This window comes from Bacillus sp. SD075, assembly GCF_017355165.1.
Classification (GTDB): Bacteria; Bacillota; Bacilli; order Bacillales; family DSM-1321; genus Peribacillus.
Map to the genome: position 1 here is coordinate 43,808 of NZ_JADILK010000009.1, position 26,550 is coordinate 70,357.

At 37.8% G+C, this 26,550-nt stretch carries 30 protein-coding genes; 4 read left to right on the plus strand and 26 right to left on the minus strand.

The window, feature by feature from the left end:
* Positions 1-12: 12 nt before the first annotated feature.
* The 8 genes from IOC57_RS09130 to IOC57_RS09165 all read right to left on the minus strand — a co-directional run bounded on the left by IOC57_RS09130 (position 13) and on the right by IOC57_RS09165 (position 6,384).
* Positions 13-672, minus strand: a complete 660-nt coding sequence (locus IOC57_RS09130) for a hypothetical protein (protein WP_207438436.1) — start codon at positions 670-672, stop codon at positions 13-15.
* Entirely contained in the window at positions 663-1,373 is a 711-nt protein-coding gene (locus IOC57_RS09135; RefSeq protein WP_207438437.1) for a 4'-phosphopantetheinyl transferase family protein, read from the minus strand. The genes IOC57_RS09130 and IOC57_RS09135 overlap by 10 nt, the downstream gene beginning before the upstream one ends.
* Before the next feature lie 378 nt (positions 1,374-1,751).
* Positions 1,752-2,045: a transposase gene (locus tag IOC57_RS09140; RefSeq protein WP_207438438.1), complete on the minus strand. Its 294-nt coding sequence runs from the start codon at positions 2,043-2,045 to the stop codon at positions 1,752-1,754.
* A gap of 79 nt (positions 2,046-2,124) precedes the next feature.
* Positions 2,125-3,717, minus strand: a complete 1,593-nt coding sequence (locus tag IOC57_RS09145; RefSeq protein WP_207438439.1) for a hypothetical protein — start codon at positions 3,715-3,717, stop codon at positions 2,125-2,127.
* Positions 3,692-4,408, minus strand: a complete 717-nt coding sequence (locus IOC57_RS09150) for an ABC transporter ATP-binding protein (protein ID WP_207438440.1) — start codon at positions 4,406-4,408, stop codon at positions 3,692-3,694. The genes IOC57_RS09145 and IOC57_RS09150 overlap by 26 nt, the downstream gene beginning before the upstream one ends.
* A gap of 49 nt (positions 4,409-4,457) precedes the next feature.
* Positions 4,458-5,246: an ABC transporter permease gene (locus IOC57_RS09155; protein ID WP_207438441.1), complete on the minus strand. Its 789-nt coding sequence runs from the start codon at positions 5,244-5,246 to the stop codon at positions 4,458-4,460.
* Positions 5,243-6,148, minus strand: coding sequence for an ABC transporter ATP-binding protein (locus IOC57_RS09160; RefSeq protein ID WP_063234766.1), 906 nt, complete (start codon positions 6,146-6,148; stop codon positions 5,243-5,245). The genes IOC57_RS09155 and IOC57_RS09160 overlap by 4 nt, the downstream gene beginning before the upstream one ends.
* Positions 6,145-6,384, minus strand: coding sequence for a PLD nuclease N-terminal domain-containing protein (locus IOC57_RS09165; protein WP_207438442.1), 240 nt, complete (start codon positions 6,382-6,384; stop codon positions 6,145-6,147). Before IOC57_RS09165 ends, IOC57_RS09160 begins: the two co-directional genes overlap by 4 nt.
* 405 nt (positions 6,385-6,789) lie before the next feature.
* Here IOC57_RS09165 and IOC57_RS09170 point away from each other — a divergent pair, with 405 nt between their 5' ends.
* Positions 6,790-7,335, plus strand: coding sequence for a helix-turn-helix domain-containing protein (locus tag IOC57_RS09170; RefSeq protein ID WP_207438443.1), 546 nt, complete (start codon positions 6,790-6,792; stop codon positions 7,333-7,335).
* Between the two features lie 196 nt (positions 7,336-7,531).
* On the opposite strand, the gene IOC57_RS09175 is transcribed toward IOC57_RS09170, so the two are convergent.
* Positions 7,532-8,092 carry a thioredoxin family protein gene (locus IOC57_RS09175; protein WP_207438444.1) on the minus strand — a complete coding sequence of 187 codons (561 nt, stop codon included), beginning with the start codon at positions 8,090-8,092 and terminating at the stop codon, positions 7,532-7,534.
* Between the two features lie 203 nt (positions 8,093-8,295).
* On the opposite strand from IOC57_RS09175, the gene IOC57_RS09180 reads away from it, so the two are divergent.
* Positions 8,296-9,156 carry a GRP family sugar transporter gene (locus IOC57_RS09180; RefSeq protein ID WP_207438445.1) on the plus strand — a complete coding sequence of 287 codons (861 nt, stop codon included), beginning with the start codon at positions 8,296-8,298 and terminating at the stop codon, positions 9,154-9,156.
* An 18-nt stretch (positions 9,157-9,174) separates the two neighbouring features.
* Entirely contained in the window at positions 9,175-9,960 is a 786-nt protein-coding gene (locus IOC57_RS09185; RefSeq protein WP_207438446.1) for a glucose-1-dehydrogenase, read from the plus strand.
* A 157-nt stretch (positions 9,961-10,117) separates the two neighbouring features.
* On the opposite strand, the gene IOC57_RS09190 is transcribed toward IOC57_RS09185, so the two are convergent.
* From IOC57_RS09190 to IOC57_RS09270, 17 genes are all read right to left on the minus strand, one after another.
* Positions 10,118-11,470: an LLM class flavin-dependent oxidoreductase gene (locus tag IOC57_RS09190; RefSeq protein WP_207438447.1), complete on the minus strand. Its 1,353-nt coding sequence runs from the start codon at positions 11,468-11,470 to the stop codon at positions 10,118-10,120.
* A 16-nt stretch (positions 11,471-11,486) separates the two neighbouring features.
* A complete protein-coding gene (locus tag IOC57_RS09195) occupies positions 11,487-12,338 on the minus strand; it encodes a MetQ/NlpA family ABC transporter substrate-binding protein (RefSeq protein ID WP_207438535.1) in 852 nt (283 codons plus the stop codon).
* Positions 12,339-12,373: 35 nt separating this feature from the next.
* Entirely contained in the window at positions 12,374-13,024 is a 651-nt protein-coding gene (locus IOC57_RS09200; RefSeq protein ID WP_207438448.1) for a methionine ABC transporter permease, read from the minus strand.
* Positions 12,966-14,045, minus strand: coding sequence for a methionine ABC transporter ATP-binding protein (locus tag IOC57_RS09205; RefSeq protein WP_207438449.1), 1,080 nt, complete (start codon positions 14,043-14,045; stop codon positions 12,966-12,968). The genes IOC57_RS09200 and IOC57_RS09205 overlap by 59 nt, the downstream gene beginning before the upstream one ends.
* Before the next feature lie 44 nt (positions 14,046-14,089).
* Entirely contained in the window at positions 14,090-14,923 is an 834-nt protein-coding gene (locus IOC57_RS09210; protein WP_207438450.1) for a MetQ/NlpA family ABC transporter substrate-binding protein, read from the minus strand.
* Positions 14,924-15,008: 85 nt separating this feature from the next.
* A complete protein-coding gene (locus IOC57_RS09215) occupies positions 15,009-16,013 on the minus strand; it encodes an LLM class flavin-dependent oxidoreductase (protein ID WP_207438451.1) in 1,005 nt (334 codons plus the stop codon).
* 451 nt (positions 16,014-16,464) lie between these two features.
* The gene (locus IOC57_RS09220; RefSeq protein WP_207438452.1) at positions 16,465-17,607 is read right to left on the minus strand and encodes an amidohydrolase; all 1,143 of its coding nucleotides are present in this window, start codon (positions 17,605-17,607) and stop codon (positions 16,465-16,467) included.
* 14 nt (positions 17,608-17,621) lie between these two features.
* On the minus strand, positions 17,622-18,131 hold the full coding sequence (locus IOC57_RS09225) for a GNAT family N-acetyltransferase (protein WP_207438453.1): 510 nt from the start codon (positions 18,129-18,131) through the stop codon (positions 17,622-17,624).
* 22 nt (positions 18,132-18,153) lie between these two features.
* Entirely contained in the window at positions 18,154-18,924 is a 771-nt protein-coding gene (locus tag IOC57_RS09230) for an amino acid ABC transporter ATP-binding protein (protein WP_207438454.1), read from the minus strand.
* On the minus strand, positions 18,921-19,631 hold the full coding sequence (locus IOC57_RS09235; protein ID WP_207438455.1) for an amino acid ABC transporter permease: 711 nt from the start codon (positions 19,629-19,631) through the stop codon (positions 18,921-18,923). The genes IOC57_RS09230 and IOC57_RS09235 overlap by 4 nt, the downstream gene beginning before the upstream one ends.
* 20 nt (positions 19,632-19,651) lie before the next feature.
* The gene (locus tag IOC57_RS09240) at positions 19,652-20,359 is read right to left on the minus strand and encodes an amino acid ABC transporter permease (protein WP_207438456.1); all 708 of its coding nucleotides are present in this window, start codon (positions 20,357-20,359) and stop codon (positions 19,652-19,654) included.
* 35 nt (positions 20,360-20,394) lie between these two features.
* On the minus strand, positions 20,395-21,219 hold the full coding sequence (locus tag IOC57_RS09245) for an amino acid ABC transporter substrate-binding protein (RefSeq protein ID WP_207438457.1): 825 nt from the start codon (positions 21,217-21,219) through the stop codon (positions 20,395-20,397).
* A 20-nt stretch (positions 21,220-21,239) separates the two neighbouring features.
* Entirely contained in the window at positions 21,240-21,773 is a 534-nt protein-coding gene (locus tag IOC57_RS09250; RefSeq protein ID WP_207438458.1) for a GNAT family N-acetyltransferase, read from the minus strand.
* Between the two features lie 150 nt (positions 21,774-21,923).
* Positions 21,924-22,184 carry a glutaredoxin family protein gene (locus tag IOC57_RS09255; protein ID WP_063234748.1) on the minus strand — a complete coding sequence of 87 codons (261 nt, stop codon included), beginning with the start codon at positions 22,182-22,184 and terminating at the stop codon, positions 21,924-21,926.
* 38 nt (positions 22,185-22,222) lie between these two features.
* The gene (locus IOC57_RS09260; RefSeq protein WP_207438459.1) at positions 22,223-23,557 is read right to left on the minus strand and encodes an LLM class flavin-dependent oxidoreductase; all 1,335 of its coding nucleotides are present in this window, start codon (positions 23,555-23,557) and stop codon (positions 22,223-22,225) included.
* A 73-nt stretch (positions 23,558-23,630) separates the two neighbouring features.
* A complete protein-coding gene (locus tag IOC57_RS09265; RefSeq protein WP_207438460.1) occupies positions 23,631-24,653 on the minus strand; it encodes an LLM class flavin-dependent oxidoreductase in 1,023 nt (340 codons plus the stop codon).
* 133 nt (positions 24,654-24,786) lie between these two features.
* Entirely contained in the window at positions 24,787-25,698 is a 912-nt protein-coding gene (locus tag IOC57_RS09270; RefSeq protein ID WP_207438461.1) for a LysR family transcriptional regulator, read from the minus strand.
* Positions 25,699-26,197: 499 nt separating this feature from the next.
* Here IOC57_RS09270 and IOC57_RS09275 point away from each other — a divergent pair, with 499 nt between their 5' ends.
* The gene (locus tag IOC57_RS09275) at positions 26,198-26,410 is read left to right on the plus strand and encodes a hypothetical protein (protein ID WP_133351888.1); all 213 of its coding nucleotides are present in this window, start codon (positions 26,198-26,200) and stop codon (positions 26,408-26,410) included.
* Positions 26,411-26,550 lie beyond the last annotated feature (140 nt).

Consider the following 26,550-nt stretch of genomic DNA (forward strand, 5'->3'; position numbering starts at 1 on the left):
CATTTTCCCCCATTATTTTAAATATGTGCCTGATGCAACTGTCAACATATGAAAAACTAAAGAAATTAAAGCTATTACACTCGTTATGATCCATGCATTCCTTCTCTTGATGAACGCTAATTTTTCCAGACTATAACTGAATAGAATTAAACTGATAATGTAAAACAATTCAAACTCAGCCATGAATGTGTGAAGGATGGAATTTTTATCGTGCACCAGTAAGGATAAACTAGTAAATGTCGTTTCCTTGCTCTTAACCAATAATGCGATGATTGCATTAACACCAGATCCAACCACGATGCATATCCCTGCATTTATGACAGCTTGGCAAATCCCTTTTATATTTACCGGCCTTTCTTTTAAAACTAAAAATAATAGGCACACAATCAATATTTGAATGATAAATGTAACCAATAATCCTAGAGCCCCCATTACAATTGTGTTAATGGCAAAACTCACGGATCCGATCTCTGAAATGGACATCCCATTTAATACATTCATCCCTTTTTGATCTGCAGAATATAACAAAAGCGTCGTTTCGATACCTGCAAGTAAACTGAGTATCAATAACGAAAGTATTAACTTATGAACTCTATCCTCTTTTTTAAAAAGATATTGTACTAATTTATTATTGTTTTTAAATTCAGCTTTTGCTTCCATTTTTAATTCCATTGATATTCCCCCTCATTTATTTTCGTAGAATTTATTGGAAAGGTAACACTTCTTATTTCATCATTCACGAGTACAACCGTTGATTTATATTGGGAGAAATTTTTATAGAAAAGTGAGATGTTATTATGATCGATAATAACCTTGGAAATCTCATAGATTTCAAGTGGAGAGGTCAATCCAGTTTTTAGTACCTTTGATAGACTTTCTTTGGCACTAAAGAAAATTTCTTTACTTAAAACACCTTCACTTTCCATAATCATTTTTTTCTCGGCTTCCGTTAAATAGGTCCCCAAAAATTCAGAATCAGATTTCGTTTTAGTTTCAATATCGATTCCCATTGGATGCATTTGGTCAAATATCAATATTCCGAATGTTTTATCCGTATGTGTGATGGATATCCCCATGTTCATTAATAAGAACAAGTTAGTGACAATTACTGGCTGTCCAAAGACTCCTTTCAAAAGGGATACATTCTTTATTTCATCCAGGCCAATATCTAAAAACTCCATAATTGCTTTTTTTCCACAGTACAAACTTTTCTTTGCTTCGATGGCTCTTTTGGGTCCATTCTGCAAATAAAGATAACTCCATTCTTTTTCATTGAAAATATCACCAATATAGTCCAAATTGACTGAATCTGCTTCATAAAACTTGATGTACGATTTATAAATTTTTTTCTTATTCATAAAATATTCAATCAATTATAATTCACCTCCCAACTTTTTTTAAAATCTTTCAATTTTTATCCATTTCCCGCCTCTAAAATTACTTTTTTTAAACATTTTTTTCATTTTCCAGGTTAATTATTACCTATTATCATTATCGATAACACTTTATCACAACAATTTTGCAGAGTCCATTAAAAATTTGTAAATTATCTACATTACATAATAACTTTACCAATTTTTATTTTTTTCCTCTTTAGTAATATTTTCATAGGACTTATCGTGTGAATTCAGTATGAAAAACTTCACTCTCATCTTTATAAACTGTGCATGAAAAGAAGAAATTAAAAAAACCATATTTTATTTTTCACTATAATTTGCGAAAAATAAAATATGGTTTTATATACTATTCAATCATTTTGGTTGTTTCGTGAAAATGTGCATGGCCTTTTTTAATATCTCATTTTCTTCCTGTAAATCTTTAATTATTTTATCCTTTTCCTCTTTCAGACTGATCCCTGGAAAACCATTACTGAAGTCCGCCGCCGCCGGGCCCTCTTCATTTGTTTCTTTATAGTTATTGACCCAATTTCTTAATGTAGGTATCGAGATATTAAGTTCTTCGGCCAATTCTCTTGGTTTTCTGCCTTCTTCCAAAACTAATCGAGCAGCATAAATTTTAAAATCTTTATCATGGTGCTTCCCCATAATAAGACACTCCCTTTTTAAATTTATTTAGTGCCGATTTTCCGTACTTTCTTTATATACTTTTCTAATATAACGAATTTCACAAATTATATTTCAATCTATTAATCAAAACGGAATTGATCGCTATTACGATCATTAAAATTATGATGGCTCCCAGCAGGGGTTGGACACTGAACCAAACCAAGCCAAAATGAGTGGCTGTTACCATGATTAATAATGGCAATCCATAAAGCAGGCTTATTAAAACATTAGGGTTTGATTTAATGGCAGCAGATGGATTCTCCCATTCTATACTAGGATTTTTCATATCATATAATGGTGTTAGTAGATTATAGCAAACCACTAAACAAGAAATAATTAATAACATGACTGCATTTTCCATTTCCCAATAGCCAAACAGTGCAAATATCAAAAAGCTGATCACTACGGCTATAATACTGATTATTGATGAAAATATCACTTTAGAAAAATAAACATATTTTTCATCAAAAGGGGCACTTTTTAGTAAATAATGATATTTCCCTTCTCTTGAATAAGGGGTTCCGCTTATATTATTTATGCAACACAAGAAAAGGACCGAATATGAAAAGTATTTATCAAAGACTCCCTCTTTCGTTATATTCAAATAATTCGGGAACACTTCATTCTGAATCAACAATAACATGACAAGTGAAAAGATCGGCGGCAAAAAAAGGCCTAACGCTATTTGCATCTTAAAATATGCTTCAGACTTAATGATCCATACCTCTCTTTGTAAATAGTTACTCCACTGATTTTTGGATATATTAACCTCTGAATATTTCACATTCGTTTTGTTATTTCCCAATAATCCATTTTTGAAATAATGAACAGAAATGTTTTCTATAATTAAAGAATACAATAGGAAACCAATTACTAGTATAGAAATATAAATAATAAAGAATTGAACAGTTATTTCATTTGATACAAAAGCATCCAGTATCCATTTAAGAACAGGAATCATATTTGCGGTTTCAAACATATGTCTCATTATGAATTCCAGCGAGTTTGTTAGCCCTTCAATAGAATTCCAATCCATTTCCGAGATGACCTTTGATATAGCAATTGTTGATTTTCCAAAAAAATATAAGATGGAAATTATCGTAAGCATTAGGATGACAGTAATATTCACCATTAAGTATGCCACTTTATTTTTGAATCTATAGTAATACCTATTAATGCACGATAGGATAAAGAGCAGGAATACAGCCGTTAAACCATTGAAAATCGGTAAAAATATGAATAATTTAAACGCTTCCATAAACTTTAGATCCACTATCAAGAATCCTATTGTTGGCACTTGGATCACCATTGATAAGATGATAGGGACCCATAAGCTACTTAACACCTTGGCCCTTGATATTTCCTTATAGCTGAGTGGCAGAGGTGCCAAGGCTTTAAATTCATAATAAGCAAAAATTTGTGATGTGGACAAATAGCAAACCAATGCAAAGACGAGAATGTTAGAAATCGTTAAATTATAAAACAGGAAGACCTGGGTATCTCCAAGAAAATAAACAAAGGCGTTTACGACAGTCAGCTGCAAAAACATATAAAAAATGGCTATTATCAGTACAGCCTGCAACATTGTCTGTTTGGGCATTTTATAGAAGGAAGAAACGAAAAATCTAGTTAACTGAAATTTTTCCTTCATATACCTGTGCCTCCATAAAGGTAGATTCTAATGAACTTTCACCTATTATATTTTGTATTTCATCATGCAGGATGATTTTTCCCTCTTTTAAAATAGCCACTGTATTACAAATTTTCTCTGCCACATCCAGAAGATGCGTCGAGAAAAACACTGTACCGCCCATTTCAACATATTGTTTAATTAACCCCTTAAAAACTAAAACGGCATTTGGATCTAATCCATTCAACGGTTCATCCATAATGATGATCGGGGGATTAATGGTAAAAGCCGCTATCAGGGATACCTTATGCATCATTCCATAAGAATAACTTCCCATTGGCTTTTTAATGGACTCCTGCATCCCAAACCGATTGATATATTTCCCCAAACATTCTTTATCATCATTTTCATATAGGTTCATCAAGAAACGAATCCAATCAAACCCCGAAACATTGTTAAATACATTGATCGTATCAGGGATGAAAAAAAATTGTTTTTTATATGCTATGCCGTCTTCTTTGGTTAGGCCATTTATTTCAACCTTTCCATTTTCAGAATCTAAAATACCTGTAATAATGTTCAGCGTCGTGGTTTTACCGGCACCGTTTGCTCCTATAAAACCTAAGATTTCCCCTTTTTTGATTTCTAGATTTACACCATTCAAAATCTTCTTGGCCGAGTAGCTTTTCTCTAAATCTGTGATGCTTAACAAAGTTATCATCCTCCCATCACTTCATGGTTAGCACATTTCCATCCCCAACTTACTCATTATTGAATTTCTTTTTTGAAATCCATATATTCGTGACCAATATCGTTACTGCCGTCAACGCAAGTGCAGCTAATGCGCCCCAAATCGCCTGTGAATTGACTGTGCCTAAAATCAGTACTTCCATGGCATGTTTACTCATACTTGCCGGATTCACATTGTCTATTACCGGACTTAATCCAACTATGATTCTGCAGCCGAGGAGACATACTATCGAAATTAAGGCAATAATACCCTGACTATTAAAAATGGTACTGATCATCGTCGTGAATGAAACGATAAATAGGATCCACAGCAGATAGAACAGCAAAGCCACTAGTAAATCCGCAAAATCAACACTCGTAAACAAAAAAACTACATACAGATATGAAACCAAGTATCCCAATGCTACACTGCAGGCAACAAACAGATAATTGGAAATGATTTTCCCGCTTATATAAGATCCAACCGTCACGGGCCTTGTAAGAATGAAGGCCAGCATACCATTTGCTTTATCGGATTGTACGACCCCCATCATGGAAACGATGATGATCATGACCCCTAGCTGATCAAATTGAGACCCTAAGGTACTAGCAAGAACTTCGCCGCCTTTTTGGGCAGCCATGCTTGGATCAATGGTAATTCCTTGGCCCCCGCCAAGTGCCTCTAATATTGAAGGTAAATAATAGCTTACAACTGGTTGAGTTATTCCTAAAAATATAAAAACAAGCGGCAGCCAGATCACTTTAAATTCACGTATCATCTGAACAAATTCCTTTTTAGCTAAAACGGCAAAATTATTCATTTTTCCACCACCAATTTTAAGAATATCTCTTCCAATGTATCGTTATCTATTTCGAACCTTACCAAATCAACATTATGCTCCAAAGCATTCGCCAGTAACATATTCTTGTTTGACTCAATATTTTCCACTTCTATCTTCAATTTATTTCCCATTACCTCTACACCTTTGACAAAGTTCAAGCTTTTAACATTTTCAATCCATTTTTGACTTTTAGATGTTATGTCGACATTGATTTTATTTCCGCTATTCCTATTTAACAATTCCGACATTGTTGTGTCCTCAATTTTTTTACCACTTTTTATAATGACAAACCTCTCACATATTTCTTCTGCATCGCTTAATATATGCGTCGATAATAAAATTGTCGTATCCTTCTTTATCTCTTTTATGATATTCAGCACTTCTCTCCTGCCGATTGGATCTAATGCCGAAACCGGTTCATCCATGACAATCAATGCTGGCTTATGTAACAGTGCCTGTGCAATTCCAAGCCTTTGTTTCATTCCGCCTGAAAAAGTCCGCACCTTTGAATTCTCTTCCCCGCTCAACCCCACTTTCGACAATATCTCTGGAATGCCGCTTAATAACTCTTCCTTCTTGATACCCGAGAGCTGCCCCATGAAAGTAAGGGTTTCTTTGGCAGTCATCCATTGAAAGAAGTTAGGGTATTGTGGTAAGTAGCCTATTTCCTTTTTCATTTTTGAAATTTTCTTACCATCAAGCAATACTTCTCCCATACTTGGATCTATAATATCTGCAATCACTTTTATTAGTGTCGATTTACCAGCCCCATTGGGCCCTATCAATCCAACACATTCGCCTGATTGCAATTCCATTGAAAAATTATTGACCGCTGTTTTTTCTTTGAATTTTTTTGTAACATTTTTAATCTCTAATTTCATATTCTCTCACTGTCCTTTCTACCAATAACGAAGTACAGAATTGGACCGATAGTATTTGCAAAAATAATGATGAGTGTCCACATTAAAACATTTTTCCGTGTCTTTCGATTTCTGTATAAATCAATTAATGCTATAAGCACTAAAATCAATCCAATAGCAATTACCGGTAAAATAATCGGCAGAATAGACATGAAATCAATATCTTTCAATTCGTTCCATCCATAATGCAACTCCATATATACCACTCCTTTGAAAACGAAATATTATTATCATTATCGATAATGATAACATGTAAATTGGAATTTTGCACCTGTTTTTTTCTTAATAAAATATTGTTTTAGTTTTTATTGTTATTTATAATGATAATATTATCACAATGAATAATAATAAAAATATAGCGATATTTATTAATTTTTGAAGAAAAGACATTTATTTTTCACAATTGAAATTATTTATAAAAAGCTTATTATTTACTTCGAAAAAATATTTCTGTACTATTATTTTTCGAACCTTATCATTTTCATTTATATGAGAATGATTCAAACAATACAATATATGACGAATTAAACTTATTATTCATGGTCAACATTAAAATTGATTAAAAATTATCCAGTTATAATTTTCAATGTGAGGAGAATAAGATGATTAATAAAGCCGAAATTTTAATGCATCCTGTAAGAATAAAGATTTCCCAAGCTTTAATGAGAAACAGGGAAAATGGTTTAACACCATTAGAAATGTTAAAAATCATTAAAGACGTACCCCAAGCAACATTATATAGACATATACAGGTTTTGTTGGATTCAGGGGTCATTCGCATTGTAAAAGAGAAGAAAGTGAGATCCGTTTCCGAAAAATACTATGTTTTAAATGAAGAAGAAGCACGACTTAGCGGGGATGAATGGAAAAAATCTTCTAATGAGAAAAAGGTGAACTATTTTTCTTATTATCAGTTATCCCTTATGACTCAATATCAAAACTATCTTACTAAATTAGAAGAAAGAGACTGCGCGGAAGATGGTTCAACCTTTTCCCTCTTAGAGCTAAAGCTTGATGATGAAAGCTTTATTAACTTCCAAAATGAATTGAACGATTTAATGTTAAAATACTACAAAGCTACGAATCAAAGTGCTAGACAGGACTCTCCTATTCGAACAATCGGCGTTACAATTATTCCAGAATCTTAAAAAATGAAACGGCTGTTCCAAAACCATGGACTCAAGAATCATGAATAATATAGAAAAATCTGTTAGGAAACATATCTATATATTCACCAGCCAAAATGGTTCCAGTCTCCGTTTTGAAACAGCGCTTCATTATGGAAGAAATTCCGAAAGGGGCTAACCATCCGTTTTTGGACAGGTCAAAACAGAGATACCGTTGTCAGCAGCCCGCCAATGCTTCCTTGATACTGCCGTATACTTCGTCCCACAGGTGTTTTTCTTCAGCAAAAGCCGCAGTTATCTTTTTAATAACTGCTTTTTGCTCTGGCTCGAAACGTTCATCATCCTTGGCCGGCAGGTCAGACCTTAACTCCATTACGTACTCTTGTACCTTTGGTGCACGAGGTCCCCAAACAGCTTTTTCTTCCCCATTCTTATCAATGAATATAAAAATGGGAATCGAACGCGATGTTCCATTCGTTAAGTATTGATCCATCAGTTCAAGGTTTTGATCTCGTAAAACCATGCGAGTTTCAATATTTGCCGCTTCAGATATATTTAGCAGAATTGGAATGTTCATCATTGCGTCTCCGCACCAGTCTTCAGTAATGCAAATGGTTCGTAGTTCCTTCATCTTTACTTCATCAAAAAAACCTTGGTCCTCTGCAGGTATGGAAAAACCCTCCTGGACCGATTGTAAGTTTTCTTTATGAACCTTCAACGAAGATATAAATTCTTTAGCAGGAATCCCCTTTTCAAACCATTCATTCAGTGTCGTCATACTCTTTCTCCTAACTATTTTTAAATTAAAAGTACCATAAACCCCTTATTTTTTCATTGTTTCCACACTGAAAAATAAAATTCCGAATTGGTAAATTAAAACCATGTTTTTCTTTCCGGTGTAAAGGGAAAACTTTAAATACATTCAATAGCTTACTAACTAACTATTTTATATCGTTAAAACATTGTTTTCTAGTTTAGGAGATGAAATTTGTGGAAGGTTTTCTCTTTGCACTCCTCCCTGCATTGACATGGGGCAGCTTAGTGCTTGTATCCGAAAAACTCGGAGGCAACTCTTATAATCAAACACTTGGCATTACAATCGGTTCATTACTTTTTGCCATCATGATGTCTTTGATCAATCCGCCGGAATGGAGTAGTCTAGTGTGGATTGTCGGCATCATTTCCGGGATAGGCTGGGCATTCGGGCAATTATTTCAATTCAATAGCGTCAAGGAAATCGGGGTATCGAAAACCGTTCCAAGCTCAACAGGGTTGCAAATTATAGGAAATACATTTTTTGCGGTAATCATTTTTAGGGAATGGAATGACAAGATTACAATCATCATCGGCATTGTGGCAATAATCTGTTTGATTACGGGTGTCTTGCTGACGAGCTACGGCGATGGTGATAACAAAAAAGAAGGAAGTATGAAAAAAGGGGTTTTTCACCTATCTATTTCAACGGCGGGTTATATTACATATGTCATTGTTGTCAGATGGAATGAAGTTGACGGATGGTCGGCGATCTTGCCGCAAGCAATTGGCATGTTCCTAGCTGCCTTGCTCCTATCCATCAAACATAAACCGTTTAATAAATATGCAGGAAGAAATATTCTAACCGGAATGATGTGGGCAGTAGGTAATATCGGCCTCCTGCTCGCTAATCCAAAAGTGGGCGTTGCCATCGCATTTTCATTTTCCCAAATGGGAATCGTCATTTCCACTTTAGGAGGCATCTTTCTTTTAGGAGAGAAAAAATCCAAAAAGCAAATGGCCTTCGTCATCATCGGAAGTTTGCTCGTAATTGCTGGCGGAATCATGATCGGCTTTACAAAAGAATAGTCAAAGGAGAGGTAAATGATGTATGACGACTTACAGAAAAAAGTGGTAGTTATCACTGGGGCGGCAAAAGGGTTAGGAAGAGCCATGGCCGAAAGGTTCGGTAAAGAAAAAGCACATGTCATATTAAATTATCATACTGAAAATGGTGATCATAAGGAAATCATCAAAACGATTGAAGCTGCCGGCGGGAAAGCCGCAGCCATTCAAGGCGACGTTTCGAAGGAAGCGGATGTGAAGAAATTGCTTTCATTCGCTGTGGACACCTTTGATACAATCGACATCATGATCAACAATGCTGGTATTGAAAATGAAGTGCCCAGCGAAAAATTGACTCTTGAAGACTGGCAGAAAGTCATCGATGTAAATCTAACGGGGATGTTCCTGGCAAGCAGGGAAGCAATCAGTTATATGCTCAATCATGGCATTAAGGGTACTATCATTAACATGTCTTCCGTTCATGACCGGATACCTTGGCCTCATTTTGTCCACTATGCAGCAAGTAAGTGCGGAGTCAAGATGATGACAGAAACCCTTGCACTTGAATATGCTCCTAAAGGGATTCGCATTAATAATATTTCACCTGGGGCAATCGACACACCCATCAATGCCGAAAAATTCAATGATCCAAAAGCTAAACAGGACTTCATCGACCTGATACCGATGGGATACATCGGAAAACCGGAACAAATTGCCGCTTGCGCCGCTTGGCTGGCTTCCGCCGAATCGAGCTACGTAACGGGCATGACGTTATATGCTGATGGCGGAATGACCAAATATCCGGGTTTCCAAGCAGGAACAGGCTGAACTTAACTTGGCTTATTAGCAAGAAACATTCATGTATATGGATAGGAGAAAAGAATTTGAGGGACTGGGGAATTCTCCTTAGTCTCCCTTTTCTTTGTCCTCACCATATATATGGACTTGAATTTGAATGGAGTCTAATGAAAATTTGAGATATCCCTTATTCCAAATAATTTGCAATTTCTTCATCAGCGAAGCGATTTCTTGGATTCTTTAGTCCAAGGTGATCACGGAGAGTATCCCCTTCATAGTCCAAACGGAACAAACCCCTCTCCTGTAAAATTGGAACAACCTTCTCGACGAAATCCTCTAAGTCGCCTGGTAACAGTGGAAATTGAAGCATAAAGCCATCTGCAGCTTTTTCAGTAAACCATACCTGCATTTCATCAGCTACTTGAGTTGGTGTACCGACAAATCTATCTCGTCTGGCAGGACTGAAAAATCTCGCATATAATTCACCCACTTTTATGTCTTCTTCACCAATAATTTTCTTCATTTCATTAAAGTTACTTTGTATGCTATTTACTGATGGAAATTCAACGTCCTTCGCAGGTGTATCTAAAGAATATTTTGAAAAATCCACGTTGCCCATATAACCAGAAATGAATTTCAAACTCTCATAAGGGTCAACGAGACTTTGGAGTTTATTGTATTTTTGAATGGCTATTTCCTCGGTTTCTCCGATAATAGGTGAAATGCCTTGAAGGATGTGGAGCTCTTCCGCGCTTCTTCCAAAATCCGTTAAAGACGATTTTAATTCTTGATAATATCGTTTGGATTCTTCAATGTTATCCCAATGTGTAAAAACGACTTCGGCTGTTCGAGCGGCTAATCGCTGCCCTGGTATAGACGCACCCGCTTGAATGATAACCGGCTGCCCCTGCGCCGAACGTGCAATATTCAATGGACCTTTTACCGAAAAATAGTTGCCTTTATACCGGAGCTCATGCACTTTATCAGGATCAAAAAATTGTCCCGATTCTTTGTTATGCACAAACGCATCATCTTCCCACGAATCCCATAATCCTTGGACAACGTCGATGAACTCCTCCGCTCGTTCATAACGATGATCGTGTGCCCAATGTTTATCACGACTGAAATTCAAGGCCGTCTCCCCGGTCGCATCAGCTGTAGTAACAACATTCCATCCCACCCGTCCGCCGCTTATATGGTCAACAGAAGCAAATTGGCGAGCGAGTACATATGGTTCACTGTACGTTGTAGAAGCTGTCGCCCCAATGCCGATTTTCTCTGTCGCTGCCGCTAATGCTGTAATTAGTACAATCGGATCAAATCGATTAAGTATTTGAGGATGCGATTCATGATTAATGGCCAAACTATCTGCCACAAAGGCAAGGTCAAATTTCCCTTTTTCTGCAATTTTCGAGAGTCTTTGCAAAGCTTTCGCATCAATACTTGCATTCGGATTAGATGCCGGATGCCGCCACGACGCAACATGCATACCTGTTCCAATCAGATAAGCAGCTAACTTCATCTTTCTGTCTTGAGCCATTCTAATCCCTCCTTCCTTATTTATTAGAATAAATCTCCTTATAACTGCTCAATTCTTTCAAGGTAATGAATGTTGGGATATAGTTTCCATTGTAAGTTTCTTCAATAAATTTAGCCGTCTTCTCTGATTGATAGAGATCAACCAATTTCCTATATATTTCATTGTCTTGATCTTCACTCCTAGCCGCGATGATATTAATATAAGGCTTTGCAGTGCTACTTTCATAAATAAGAGCATCTTTCAAATTTAGTCCCGCTTCTACCGCAACTCCATTATTAATCACCGAACCAGCTGTATCTTCCATCACACGCGGGGCACTGGCACCATCAACAGGGACAATTTTGATTTTCTTCGGATTTTCCTTTATTTTGTCCTGTCCACCATTCCCGTCAAAGTCATCAACAACCTTTAAGAGTTTTGCTTCTTGTAATAACAATAAAGCTCTTCCCCAGTTAGCTTGGTCATTGGGCACAGCAATTTGTGCACCATTTGGGATCTCTTCCACCGATTTATATTTGCTTGAATACAAACCGAGAGGAGCAATAATTGTAGTCCCAATTGGAACGATGTCTGTATTTTTTTTCGCATTAAATGAATCTAAATAGGCAACATGTTGAAAGGCATTGATATCAATATCCCCTTCTGCCAGCGCTTCGTTCGGATCATAGGCCGATGAGAAATTAACAATTTCAATTTCCACCCCTTCTTTTTCAGCCTGTTCCTTTATAAATTCCCATGTTCGAAGTTCAGAATTTCTAATCCCTACCTTCACTTTCGTTTGTTTCCCTCCTGCATTCGTTGAATCACTTAAGCAACCTGCCAATAACACTCCCAAGATAAGCAGTATAGGTAAAATACATTTTTTCATCATTCATTCCACTCTCCCTTTGTACACTACCACCACTACACTCTTCTAATTTTCCGTTCGAATATATTACCTAAACTTTGTACTCCCTGAACAACCATTACTAGAATTACAACGGTGACGAATATCGTAATAGTGCTAAAGCGTTGATAACCATATGTTATCGCTACATCTCCAAGTCCACCGCCACCTATAGCTCCTGCCATGGCTGTAGCACCCACTAAACCAATTGTTGCAGTTGTTATACTTAGAATTAAAGACGCAAAAGCCTCAGGCATTAAAAACCTGAAAATAATTTGTAATGGCGTTGCTCCCATGGCTTTCGCGGCTTCAATAATGCCTTCATCCACTTCCAATAGCGAATTCTCCACAAGTCTTGAGATATATGGGCCAATATGAAGAACGAGTGGCACAATTGCTGCTGTCGTACCAATCGAAGTGCCAACAATTAGTCTTGTAAATGGAATAATCGCCACAAGCAGGATAATAAAAGGAATCGATCGGAAAATGTTTACAATCGGATTCACGATAGAAAAAATAAATCTATTTTCATAAATATGACCTTTTCTTGTTACAACCAATAAAATCCCTAAGAATATTCCAATGATGCTTCCAAAAAAAAGTGAAATACTAACAATGTACAGCGTTTCCCACAAGGCGTTTAAAATGAGCTCTTTGCTTACTTCCATCCTTTTCAACCTCCTTAACTTTGACATTTTGATTCTTTATAAACTGTAATGCCCGATCAATCTCATCTTCATTTCCTATTATTTCAACAATTAAATTACCAAATGGGATGCCTTGTAACTCAGTAATATTGCCGAACAGAACGTTTATTTCCACATTAAACCTCTTCGCTATTTTTGAAACGATAGGCTGCCCAGAGCTCAATCCCAAAAAATCAATTTTAAAAATTCGGCTGAAATAAGCATCCTCATTGAGCAATCCATAAACACTTGATGGCACTTCATCGCGAACAACCGATCGAATGAAGTTACGTGTTGGTTCTGTTCGTGAACGGGCAAAAATATCGATCAGATTTCCTGATTCAATCACGCTCCCATCCTCCATCACTGCAACCCGATTACAAATTTCTTTAATCACTTCCATTTCGTGCGTGATAATTAGAATGGTAATTTTATATTCTTCATTTATCCGTTTCAACAGATTCAGGATTGATTTTGTTGTTTGTGGATCCAATGCCGATGTTGCTTCATCACATAATAAAATCGAAGGGTTTGTAGCCAAAGCACGGGCAATCCCTACACGCTGCTTTTGTCCACCTGAAAGCTGATTTGGATAGTTCATTGCTTTGTCTTCTAGACCAACAAAGCGGAGAATCTCATTAACTCGTTCTTCAATCTCTTTTTTCTTTTTTTTACTTAACAATAATGGCATCGCCACATTATCAAAAACCGTTTTGGAATTTAGTAAATTAAAATGCTGAAAAATCATACCAATATTTTTCTTAGCTTCACGCAAATCTTTTTCAGACATCTTGGCAAGATTTTTTCCTTCTACAATCACTTCACCTGAAGTAGGATATTCCAGTAGATTCACCGTTCTGATGAGTGTACTTTTTCCGGCCCCACTAAAACCGATAACCCCGAATATATCCCCTTTTTCAACGGTTATATTAATCTCCTTTAACGCTTCAATTTTCTTCTCCCCGTCATCAAAAACTTTTGAAACCCGACGAAATTCTATCAAAGTGGCCACCTCCTCTTTTTAACTAACTTGGTAGATACCTCCCCTTAAAACGCTGGTACCACGGCTCCTTCATATTGATCTAAAATAAATTCTTTGACCTTTTCCGTCGTTAGTGCATTCGCAAGCTTTTGGATCGCCTTATCGTCCTTATTGTCTGGACGAGCAACTAAAATGTTAACATATGGTGAATCCTTCCCTTCAATTATCAGTGCATCATCAAGAGGTTTTAACCCTCCTTCCAGAGCATAGTTTGTGTTAATGGCCGATGCTTCCACATCATCTAGCGAGTGAACTAAAAGAGGGGAATCGACTGGAATGAATTCTATTTTTTTCGTATTTTTTATAATGTCCTCAATCGTATAATCCCCTGACTTAGAAGCATCCAACTCAATGATATTATTTGCCGCAAAAAGCTGTAACGATCGCGAAAAGTTTACTGGATCTTTCGGTACGGCTACTTTCGCTCCATTTGACAATTCACCTATAGACTTAATTTTTTTGGAATAGACACCAAATGGTTCAATATGTACACCCTTCACATTAACCAAATTCAGACCACTATCTTTATTTACTTGTTCTAAGTAAGGGGTATGTTGAAAGAAGTTTGCATCCAATTCTTTGTCTGCTGTTTGTTGATTCGTTTGAATACCATCCGTAGAAATCACTACATCCAGTTTCACGCCTTGTTTTTCTAAATCCGGTGCAATAAACTTCAAAATTTCTGCATGTGGTATTGAGGCTGCACTAATTCTCAAAGTCACTTCCTCATCCTCGTCTCCTTTACTCTTCGATGCTGTTTGCTCATTACTTCCACAAGCTCCCAATATCAGCAATACTCCTGTTAAAACCGTTACGGACAGCCATTTAATTTTCTTCATTGTTTCTCGCTCCCTTTTCTATCCTTTTATATTGGAACAAATATTTTTCAGCTGCTTCATGCCCGCTGGATCTTTTCTTTTCCTTCTATATGATAGTCTCTTCCCCTAAAAGAAGCGGACTCAACAACTGAAAGGATTGGATCCGTTCTGCCTCTGTTCGAAGCGGTGTATGCAAAATAAATTCATCCACTTGAAAAACTTTCTGAAGTTCCTTTAAAATCCCGTTAACATATCCTGGAGTCCCAGCAATAACACTTGCGGTCTGCTCTTCTATTTCGTAAGCTTCACCAGCCTGCTTCTCAAATGACTCAGCCTGCTCACGTGATTGAACAGTCAGCGTCCAGCCACTTTGTAGATGAACTTTAACTAGTTTGTGCTCGCTTGCCAGCTTCTCTGCTTTTTGTTGGGTAAGAGCTGCCACAACCGCTACTGATACGATAAAACGACCTTCTGGGTACTTGCTTCGGTAAGCAGAAGACGCTTCATACAGCATGGTATCATCACTATTAATAAATCTGGCGAATACAAAATCCATTCCGAGGTTAGCGGCTAGTTCAGCGCTTTCTGAACTTGCACCAAGCAGAAAGGTTTCTGGCTTTTCAGGCGGTATCGGTGTTGCTTGAATACCAGAGAGCAAGTGATCACCTTTGATTGAATTTTCAATTATTTTTTGCAATAATGATGCACGTTCCCCAAAATCTTTTCCATCATTCACAGTTCCAAATTGTAAAGCCTTTGTTGATAAAGGAAATCCACCTGGTGCTTTACCAATGCCTAGATCTACCCTGCCCGGGGCAAGAGTGGATAAAACATGAAAATTTTCAGCGACTTTATAAGGACTGTAGTGCTGAAGCATGACACCTCCCGAACCTACACGAATGGATGTGGTTTTCGATAACAAATAAGAAATTAATACTTCCGGTGAAGACCCAGCAACTTGTTCCATATGATGATGTTCCGATACCCAAAAGCGGGTATATCCCCATTCTTCTGCTTTTTGAGCTAGATTTACGGTTTGCTTAAGTGCATCAACTGCCGAATTCCCAGGAAAAATGGGGCTTTGATCTAATATTCCAAGCTTAAAACTCATATGACTTTCTCTCCAATCATTAATACCAAGTTAACAAATCGAATTAGTTGTTTTAATGTAATTGAAATTCATCCTAACATTGTAAACAAGCACTTGACAACACCTTATTTGATAGAAAAATTTATTTTATTGATAAAAAAATTCTATCAATTGCTTATGAATTTGGAATGCCCATGCCTAATAATTAACCATGCTCTCGCCTATCAGGGTTTGAAATCCATTCTTCTTACCGATAATATCAGAATAGGATTCATCAATGAGCGGAAGAGAAAAGGAGAGGAGCCTATGAGAAGCTGGAATGAAAGAATGAAGAGCGGCTATGTTTGGAAGGTAAAATGGGGGAATGTTCGCATCATGACTATGCTGGAAATCAAGTTGGAACGAAACCCTTTGGAATGACAACAACAAAGGTGGTAGCACGAAATCATGTCTGGCACCTTTGCATGTATGTTTACCACTTATCATGGTTATATAATAAATCCTTGGCACTTTCAGATAAAAAATGAGCGGCTTTAATAATGGATTTTTCATCAACAGTAAAAGCTGGGTGATGCCAATCTTCGTTTCCGTTTGTACCAAAAAAGGCGAAAGTACCGGGGATATGTTGAAGGTAATAAGCGAAATCTTCACCACCTATTGATGGTTCTGGCTTGATTACATGTAATGATTGCTCCAAAGCAGACTTGCGTGCCATCTCTGTGACTGCCGGATGATTAAGAAGAGCGGGCGGTCCAGGAAACCAACCAATCTCAACTTCCTGTGAAAAAGCAGCTGCAATATGATGCACAATCGAATAAAACTTATCCTTTACTTCTTCGCGGATTGTAGATTCAAAGGTTCGAATCGTTCCTTCCAGTATTATGTCACCCGGAATTACATTCCAAGTGTTTCCGCCTGTTATTCTCGTAACACTCACCACAGCACTCTCTAATGGCGATACATTCCGGCTGACGATGGTTTGAAGAGCGGTAATAACCTGGGCCGCTGCCGCTATTGGATCTTTTCCGTTTTGAGGGATGGCCGCGTGGCTCCCCTTTCCTTGAAGAACAATATGAAAACGGTCCACTGCCGCCATTAACGGACCATCTCTTATCCCAATGGTTCCTACAGGCAAATTCGGTTTATTGTGCAGACCAATCACAGCCGCTACATCGTCAATTTGACCATCTTTTATAACATGCACCGCTCCGCCGCCTAATTCTTCTGCGGGTTGAAAAAGCAATCGCACTGTCCCGCACAACTCTGATTGATATTCTTTTAAAAGGTAGGCAGCACCTATTGCAGCTGCCGTATGAAAATCATGGCCACAAGCATGCATAACTCCTTTTACTTTCGAAGCAAATGGAAGCCCGGTTCGTTCCTCAATCGGAAGAGCATCTATATCCGCCCTTATGGCTACTGTCGGTCCGGGTTTGTCACCCTTTATATCTGCAAAAACACCTGTTTTCAATCCAGTATGACGGATCTCAATGCCCTCTTCCTCGAGCCACGCTTGTATCGATTTTGTCGTTTCAAATTCTTCATTTGATAACTCCGGATATTGATGTAAATGGCGCCGTATCGATATTAAGCGCTTTTCCAGCTCTCGACTCATATAGTCCCCTCCTTCTATAAATCTAAGCGATAGCATTTTACTAATATATCCTGATTTTTAAATTCTTTCGTTCGATCCCGTTTAAAGCCAAACCATTCATATAGTTTAATGGCTTTATGCATCTTATCAGTAGAGTGTAGATACAAACTAGCCGCACCCTGCGATTTTGCATAATTTACACTGGCTTTTAATAATTCCTGCGCGATACCGCGCCCCCTTGATTCAGGATGAACGGCCAATAACCGAATGATTGGTGAAAAAATCCCAAGTTCCGGCTTTTCATATGCTTTTTCAGAGGACTGAAAAAGCTGTAATGTACCAAGGATATCCTGATTGCACTTTGCAACCAACACCTTATCAACATGTGGATTATCCACCGAGGATTCAATATTTTTTAAATATCCTTCCCAAGCTTCCGGGTCCGAATATTCATGTTCATATTGTTGATAACTTTCTACCAATAAGCGGCGAACCGTCTCTTTATCTTCTTCAATCAATTCATCGACTACGATTGTATTAAACATACGTCCTCCTTTGGCCCTTCATTTAATTGGCCCTTTCTTCTAAAAATGGTACGGAAAAATCTCTTGATATCCGATTTAAAAATTGTCTTGTTCGCTCTTCCTTTGGGGCATTGAAAATTTCCAATGGTGACCCTTCTTCTACAATGACCCCGCCATCCATGAAAAGAACGCGATCCGATATCTCTTTAGCAAAACTCATTTCATGGGTTACAATCACCATCGTGATGCCTTCCTCTGCAATTGCTTTTATGACAGAAAGCACCTCCCCAACCAACTCTGGGTCGAGTGCCGACGTTGGCTCGTCAAATAGAATGACCTTCGGATTTAAAGCAAGTGCCCTGGTAATTCCAACCCGTTGCTGTTGACCTCCTGACAATTGCGAAGGGAAATAGTTATGCTTATCTCCCAAACCCACCTTTTCCAATAACAGCTCGCTTTCCCGTTTCGCTTCGGCTTTCTTATATTTTTTTGTAACAATTAACCCTTCCATTACATTTTCCAAAACAGTTTTATGAGCAAATAAGTTATAATGCTGAAAAACCATCGCCGATTGTCTCCTAAGGGACAAGATTTGCCTTTTAGTCGCCTTCTTGGACTTCACCTGTATATCTCCCACTTGAACGATTCCCTCATCTGGTTTCTCCAAAAAATTCAAGCATCTAAGCAGGGTGGTTTTCCCAGATCCACTTGGTCCTAGAATGGTAACCACTTCTCCCTTGCCTATTTTCAAATTAATTCCTTTTAAAACCGGATGCTGGTTAAATGATTTTTTTATATCTTTTAAATAAATCATTGTACTCCTCCTCGATTATAGGCAGTGGCCTTTTTCTCAATTAAAAACGATAGCCCCTCTGCAATGATTGTGAGCCCCCAATAAATTAAACCAGCAGCGATAAAAGACTCCAAAAATTTCAAATTGGTGGATGCAACAATATTGGCTGCTCCTGTCATTTCCTTTTGCGATACAATGAAAGCAATGGATGACGTATGCAGAAATCCAATGAAAATATTCGTGAAATTCGGGATGGACTGAGCAATGGCCTGTGGCAATACAATTCGCGTCATGGCTTGAAACGAATTCATACCCACGGAATAGGCTGCCTCCATTTGGCCATTGGAGACACTGATAATGCCCGATCTGAATATTTCCGAGAAATAAGCACCCGCACTCAACGATAAGGCGGTTAAGACAAATAAAATAATCGGAATGGAATTAGATTGTATACCCAAATCAAATTTCTTAGAAATTTGATCGATTAATAATGGAAAACCGAAATAAATGAGCATTATGTGCATGATAATCGGTGTTCCTCTAAAGAAGGAAACATAACCATTTGCAACTTCACATAGAAATTTCACTTTATATATCCTAATCAAGGCAACAGCGAGACCGATAATAAAACCTGCAAGAAGGGGAAGTATCGTTAAGGTAAGTGTGATCGGAAGTGCTTTAATAATCTCCTTAAAAGCAGTCCAAATAAATAGAATATCAATCGTCAAGGCCTTCCCTCCTCCTTTTGTTATCCCGTAACAGACACATCAACAGTTTGATGCCGATTAAGGCGGTTTTCATAAAGTCTGAAAATCCCCTCAAACAATAGCACGACTGCATAATAGATAACAGCTAATGTGAGATAGACTTCGAGAGCATGTGCAGTTGCAGCAATTAATGTCTCTCCCCTACCCATCATATCCATTACGCCGATGGTAAAGGCAAGTGAGGTATCCTTCAAGGATCCGATAATTGAGTTTGCGATATTCGGGAAAGCGATCCGTATTGCCTGAGGAAGCACAATTCGAAAAAAACTTTGACGATTATTCATACCAACAGAATAGGCTGCTTCCGTTTGCCCATAATCGACAGCCTTAATCGCGCCTCGGAATATTTCTGCGAAATGCGCCCCATTACTTAATGCATAAGTAATAATGACAAAATACAGAGCATCCATTCTTGAAATATCAATATTAATGAACAAAAGGATTGCAGGCAGTCCATAAAAAACTAAAAATAATTGTATTAAAATAGGCGTTCCCCGAATGAATGAAATATACAAAATGACAAATTGATTCAAAATAGGGATACGAAATAATCTCAGGATGGCTGCCGCTATCCCGATGAACATTCCTAATAAAACGGATGCTGCTAGAATTTGCAATGTTACTCCAAGATAATAGATTAACGTCGGAATGAAATCGACGATTAATGAAGGATCAAATGCTTTCCCCATGCTTTAGCACCTCCGTGCTTACTGCCACTATCAAATTAAAATCCTACTGAATAGTCTGCGCCCAGCCACTTTTTACTTAGTTCGCTAACTACCCCATCTTTTTTCAGCTCCACAAGTGCTTCATCAATTCTCTTCTGTAAAGGCGTTTCTTCTTTTCTTAGCAAAAAGTATACTTTTGAATTAAGAAGGGGGTCACCTACAACCTTTTGCTGTGCATCTGCTTGTTTATTTAAGAAGTCGACTGCAAATGGTGTAGTAATGGTAGCATCCGCCCGACCAGTTTTGATTTGATTCTTCGTATCATCTACGCCTTGACCGGAATAGACAATTTCAATACCGGCATTATTTTCTTTATTATACTTTTCAAGAAAAACAGCAGAATTGCTCGTTGCACTCACTATCGCTTTTTTTCCTTTTAGATCTTTAATGGAGTGAATATCATTGTTGTCCTGGTGAACTGTAACTTGAAGGGGAAAGACATTATATGGTTCTTTATTAAATAGAAATTTTTCTTTTCGTTCATCATTCACCTCCATTTGGTGAGCAACAAAATCTATTTTGTTCGTTTCTAAGCTTAATAATAGATTAGAAAATTCCATCGTTTTAAATTCAAATTCATATTCAGGCAGCTTTTCATCGATTTGACGAACCAACTCGACATCATACCCTGTCAGCTTACCATTACTATCCAAAAAGCAAATATTAGGGAATTGCGTCCCCGTTCCAACAATGATTTTCTGAACTTTTTTATCTTTTGAATCTCCAGAACTTGATTTTGCTGTACTCGTTGTTTCCTTAGAAGAGCAAGCACCCAAAAAAGTAAGTAACAGTGCCATAACAATTAATAATGTTTTTTTCATCTCAAATTCCCCCGACGTTTTTAATCACTTACAATTGGGTCTTTATTTTCAAAAATGCGATACAGTGTTTCATCTAGAATTTTACGAAGATACACAATTTTTTCCCCATGGTGATCTCGTTCAGCAAAAATCTCATAGCCTCTTCTTTCATAAATGGAAACAAGCCAAGGATGACGTTCAGCTGTCGCCAAATAGACAGCCGGCGCTTTCACATGTTTCCGAAGTGCGTTTTCTTCCACCCAGGTTAACAAAGTCGAGCCCAAACCTTTTTGTTTGTATAGGGGGTCGACCGCAAACCACCAAATGAATGGGTACGGACTGAACTGATCAGGATCATTCCATGGATGACGAACTGTCACAGTGGAAACAATTTGGCCCTCCTGTTCTAAAACATAAGTGAGATTCCGCCTAATATTATTCGTCACTAGCTGCAAATCAGCAGTCGCAGCCAAAAAGTTAATATTCAATTCTCTAATTGGTTCATAAGCCCGAAGTGTAAGGTTTAGCACTTCGGGAGCATCCTTTACAGTGGCAAGACGAATTAGCTGTGTCATGATTAATACCCCGTTTCCATAACTCATTATTTATACAAGAATAGTTGGATTTAAATCAACAATTTTTCCTTTTTCACTCGTTCTAGCTCTATTTCATCTAGTTCATTTCCATTTAAGAATTAGTCATCTTTTTTAGTCCGTTAAATTTTGTTATTGTAAGCGTTCGAGTACTTTTTCAAGATAGGGTATGCCAATTTCCGTAACACTCTCATATACGTTACCTCTCCCAATTTCAATAATAGGCACATACCGAACACCATATTTGATTTCTAAAATATCTCGCCTTTCATCATGATTGGTAACATCCACCGTTTGATAAGCTATCTCCTTTTCTTTTAAATATTGTTTAACCTCTTCGCAATAGTGACAACCTTGTTTTGACCAAACCACGACGGATAACGCTTCTCCCATTTCTTTTTCCTCCTTTAATTTTTAAAATAATACATCAATTATTGATTAATCTTTTCTTTCGCATAACGATTTTCCGGGAATGGAAGCCCCAAGTTGCCTCTTAATGTTTCTGCTTCATATTCAGTACGATATATTCCCCTTTTTTGAAGGATAGGTATCACATAAGATACAAAGTCACTTAAAGCATTGGGAACACTTGAAGCAAAGATAAATCCGTCCGCCCCCTTCTCTTCGAACCATTGCTGAATCAAATACGCCACTTTCTCTGGAGTTCCAATAAAAGAAGACCGGGGTGTAGCCTCATTAAGTGCTACTTGACGGAGCGTTAACTGTTTCTCCTTGGCCTCATGTTTAATTCGATCAGTCGTACTTCGGAAACTGTTTTTCCCGATGTCTCCGAGATCTGGGAAAGGTGCATCCAGTTCATATTGGGTAAAATCATGATGATCGAAGTATCGTCCCAAATAGTCAAGCGCCTTATCTATAGAAACCAGGTTAGCAAGTTCTTGATATTTATGCTCAGCCTCTTCCTCAGTTGCACCAATGATTGGCGCGATACCTGGCAGAATAACAATTTCATCAGGTTTTCTTCCGAATGCAATAGCCCTGTTTTTTACATCTTGATAAAAAATCTTGGCATCTTCCAAGGTTGGTTGACCTGTAAAGATTGCATCCGCTTCTTTAGCCGCAAGATTCTTTCCAGCTTCTGATGAACCTGCTTGAAAAACGACAGGTCTCCCCTGTTTAGATCTAGCCATGTTGAGTGGTCCTTGCACGGAGAAAAATTCTCCTTTATGTTTTAATCGATGCATTTTAGAAGGATCAAAAAACTCACCGGACTCTTTATCCCGAGTAAACGCGTCATCCTCCCATGAATCCCAAAGCCCTTTGGTAACTTGTATATATTCTGATGCTATCCGATACCGTTTGGCATGATCAGGGTGTTCTTCAATCGTTTTGTTATAGTTCAAGGCCGTACTCTCAAGAGGGGTAGTAACAAGGTTCCATCCGCCACGACCTTGACTAATGTGATCGAGTGAAGCAAATTGCCGGGCTACAGTAAATGGCTCACTGTATGAGGTGGAAACTGTTCCGACAAGTCCTATTCTTGATGTGAAAGCAGCGAGTGCGGATAAAATGGTAAGTGGTTCAAATCGATTTAAAAAATGTGGGATTGACTTCTCATTGATAAACAAACCGTCTGCAATGAAAAGTAAATCGAACTTTCCCTCTTCAGCCTTCTGGCCCTGCTCCTTATAAAATTCAAGATTAACACTGGCATCTGCTTGAATATCAGGATGTCTCCAACCAGATATACTCCCTCCAACTCCATGAATAAGCGCTCCAAATTTCAACTTTCTCTGCTCAGACATCCATACTCCTCCTTTAATCAATCGGTATTTAACTTTGCGACATCCAGCATCCTCCCTAATTACTGAAGACTTTTTAATTTTGGCTCGTAACGTGTTTCTCTTCAGCTAAGGCTAATTGAAGCGGACTCAACAATCGAAAAGATCGGAACCTTTCTGCTTCCTTTAAAATCGGCGAATGTAGGATAAACTCATCTACCCCATACTTTTCATGTAAATTTGCTAAGACTTCCTTTACATAAGAGGGAGTTCCAGCAATAATATTGGAATCTTGTTCTTCTATTTCGTAAGGCTCCCCAGATTGCTTCCCAAATAACTCTGCTTGCACCTGTGTTTGAACGGTGACAGAACGACCGCTTTTAAGATGAACTTTCACAATCTTCTGATCACCCGTTAACTGTTCTGCTTCCTGTTGTGAAGGAGCAGCAATCACTGAAACCGATACCTTAAAGCTCCCAGTTGGAAAGATACTTTGGTAAATGCGTGAAGCATCTTCGAGTACAGTCTCATTACTATTGATAAATCGGGCAAATACATAAGCTATACCCAGATCGGCTGCTAACCTGGCACTGTCAGCACTTGCACCAAGCAAAAACATCTTTGGCTTTTTGGGAGGGAGTGGTGTCGCTTGAATGCCTGCAAGCGGGTGAGTTTCATTGATTGAATTTTCGATTATTCTGTGCAAGAAAGATAACCGCTCTTCGAAATCTTTTCCATCATTCACAGTTCCAAACTGTAGTGCCTTCGTTGATAAGGGAAGACCACCTGGTGCCTTTCCGATGCCAAGGTCTACCCTGCCTGGCGAAAGATTTGATAACACATGAAAGTTTTCCGCCACTTTATATGGACTATAATGCTGAAGCATAACACCTCCGGATCCTACCCGAATCGATTTTGTTTGGGCTAATAAATAAGAAATCAATACTTCCGGGGAGGACCCCGCTAGCTGTTCGGCATGATGATGTTCCGATACCCAGAAACGGGTATATCCCCACTCTTCTGCATGTCTAGCCAGATTAATCGTTTTCTGCAGTGCATCAAATGCTGAAGTTCCTGGAAATATTGGGCTTTGATCTAAAATGCCAAGCTTATAACTCATATTCAATCCCCCGCTTTAATTCAAAGTTCACTTATGCGAATAATTATATTTTGACTTATCCTATCACCTAAAACATGCTAATGACAATGGTTTAACCAATAGAAAAAAATATTGTATGGATAGAAAAAATCTATCAATTCGATTGTATTTGTAATTTCTGATGGTTTTTCTCAAATTTCCGAATTGATAAAAGAATGTCTTTCCATAATAAAGGTGATTCCAACCCGTGATTTAAATGCGTTAGATAGATGTGCTGCTTTATCTTGATTAAATGTGACACATCCACTTCAACCAAAGTTCCTTGTTCTAACTCTTTTTTAATGCATAAGTACGGTAAAAATCCGATACTGGTTCTGCTAAGAATTAGCGACTTCGCAACTTCCAGGTGATCAACCTGAAATTCAATGCGCGGCTCTACATTAGATACTTCAAAAATTTTATGAACGTGGTTCCAGTCAAACGCACCACACTCAAAAAACACCAACGGCTCCATGGCTAATTCCTGTACTGTTAGCTCAGTTTGAAGTTGAAATGGATGACCTGGATACACAACTAAACGAATCGAATTATCAAGGGTTTTGTAATTTTGCAGACCACTATGTGTAACATCCTTCATAAAGGCTATATCAACCTGTTTCTGAAGCAATTTTTCCATTAATGCATCATTTGTTGCTGAAATAAATTTAAAGCGTAAATTTGGGTTTTCCTTTTTCCATAGAGGAAGAGCATATGGAATAAAGTATTGCGATGTAATGATATTAGCCCCTATGGTTATTTCCTCCAGTTCTCTTCCTGTTTTCAACTGCTTTTTCCCCTGGTGAAAGGTACGAATAATTTGATCGGCAAATGGAATGAAGGCCTTCCCTTTTTCCGTTAAAATAATCCCTCTCCCTTGCCTCTCAAATAGTACTGAATCAAGTTCACTCTCAAGCGTCTTAATTCTTGCCGAAACAGTCGGTTGTGATAAAAACATTGCCTCTGCGGCTTTATGAAAACTATTAAGGTGAACAACATACATAAAAGCTTCAATATGATCAATATTCATCCTGCCAACTCCTTTTTCCAAAATGAACGCAAAAAGCTCCTGTTCGCTTATCGCGTTCAGGAGCTTTTGGTTGTCCAATCAGCTCATCCTCTAATAATGATTCTTTCTCCGATTTTAATCCTATAAAACCAATAAGTAAAGTGTAATTTAATTAACTGAACAACATGCAAATCACGATATATTTATTGGGATTTCATTCAACATGATATTCAAGGAACGCAATACTATTTATAGAGAAGAAAATATAAGGATTCTAAGTAAATAAAACTAATAATTTTTTTCTCTTTCTGCCTGTCTTTCACTCTTAAGTGTGTATCAATTTCACGAAATTTGGATGGTCCATAAATTCTGCCTTCTTTATTTAAATGGTTTACCCCAATGGACTTGGCCGTTTCATTCCATCCTGTCTACTACGTTATATTTTTTTCTCCTTATAAAAAAGAAAAGAAAGGTCATCCTAATGGAGTAATTCCAATAATGACATAAGGAGAGAAACTGCATGCCTCAACAACAAATTGATATCAATCAATTAAATCAAGCAAAAGCAAACGTTACCCTTACGCAAACCTTACTTTCACAAGCAATTGAAAAATCTTCTTCTGATCCAACTTTGGCACAAGAAGCCATTAAACAAGCAGCTCAAGAAATCGCACAAGCCCAATCTTCCGTAAATCAGGTATACAGTGCCGTGCAAGCGCCGCAAGCGGAATGATTTTGGTGAAATGAAAATAAAAGAAGCCTATATCCCACTTGAGGAATAGGCCTTTTAGTAACAAATATTTTTTGGGCATCCATGCTTTTTCAACCCCACTTATTTATGGAGGTATGCTTTGTGGAAATCTAAACGCATTG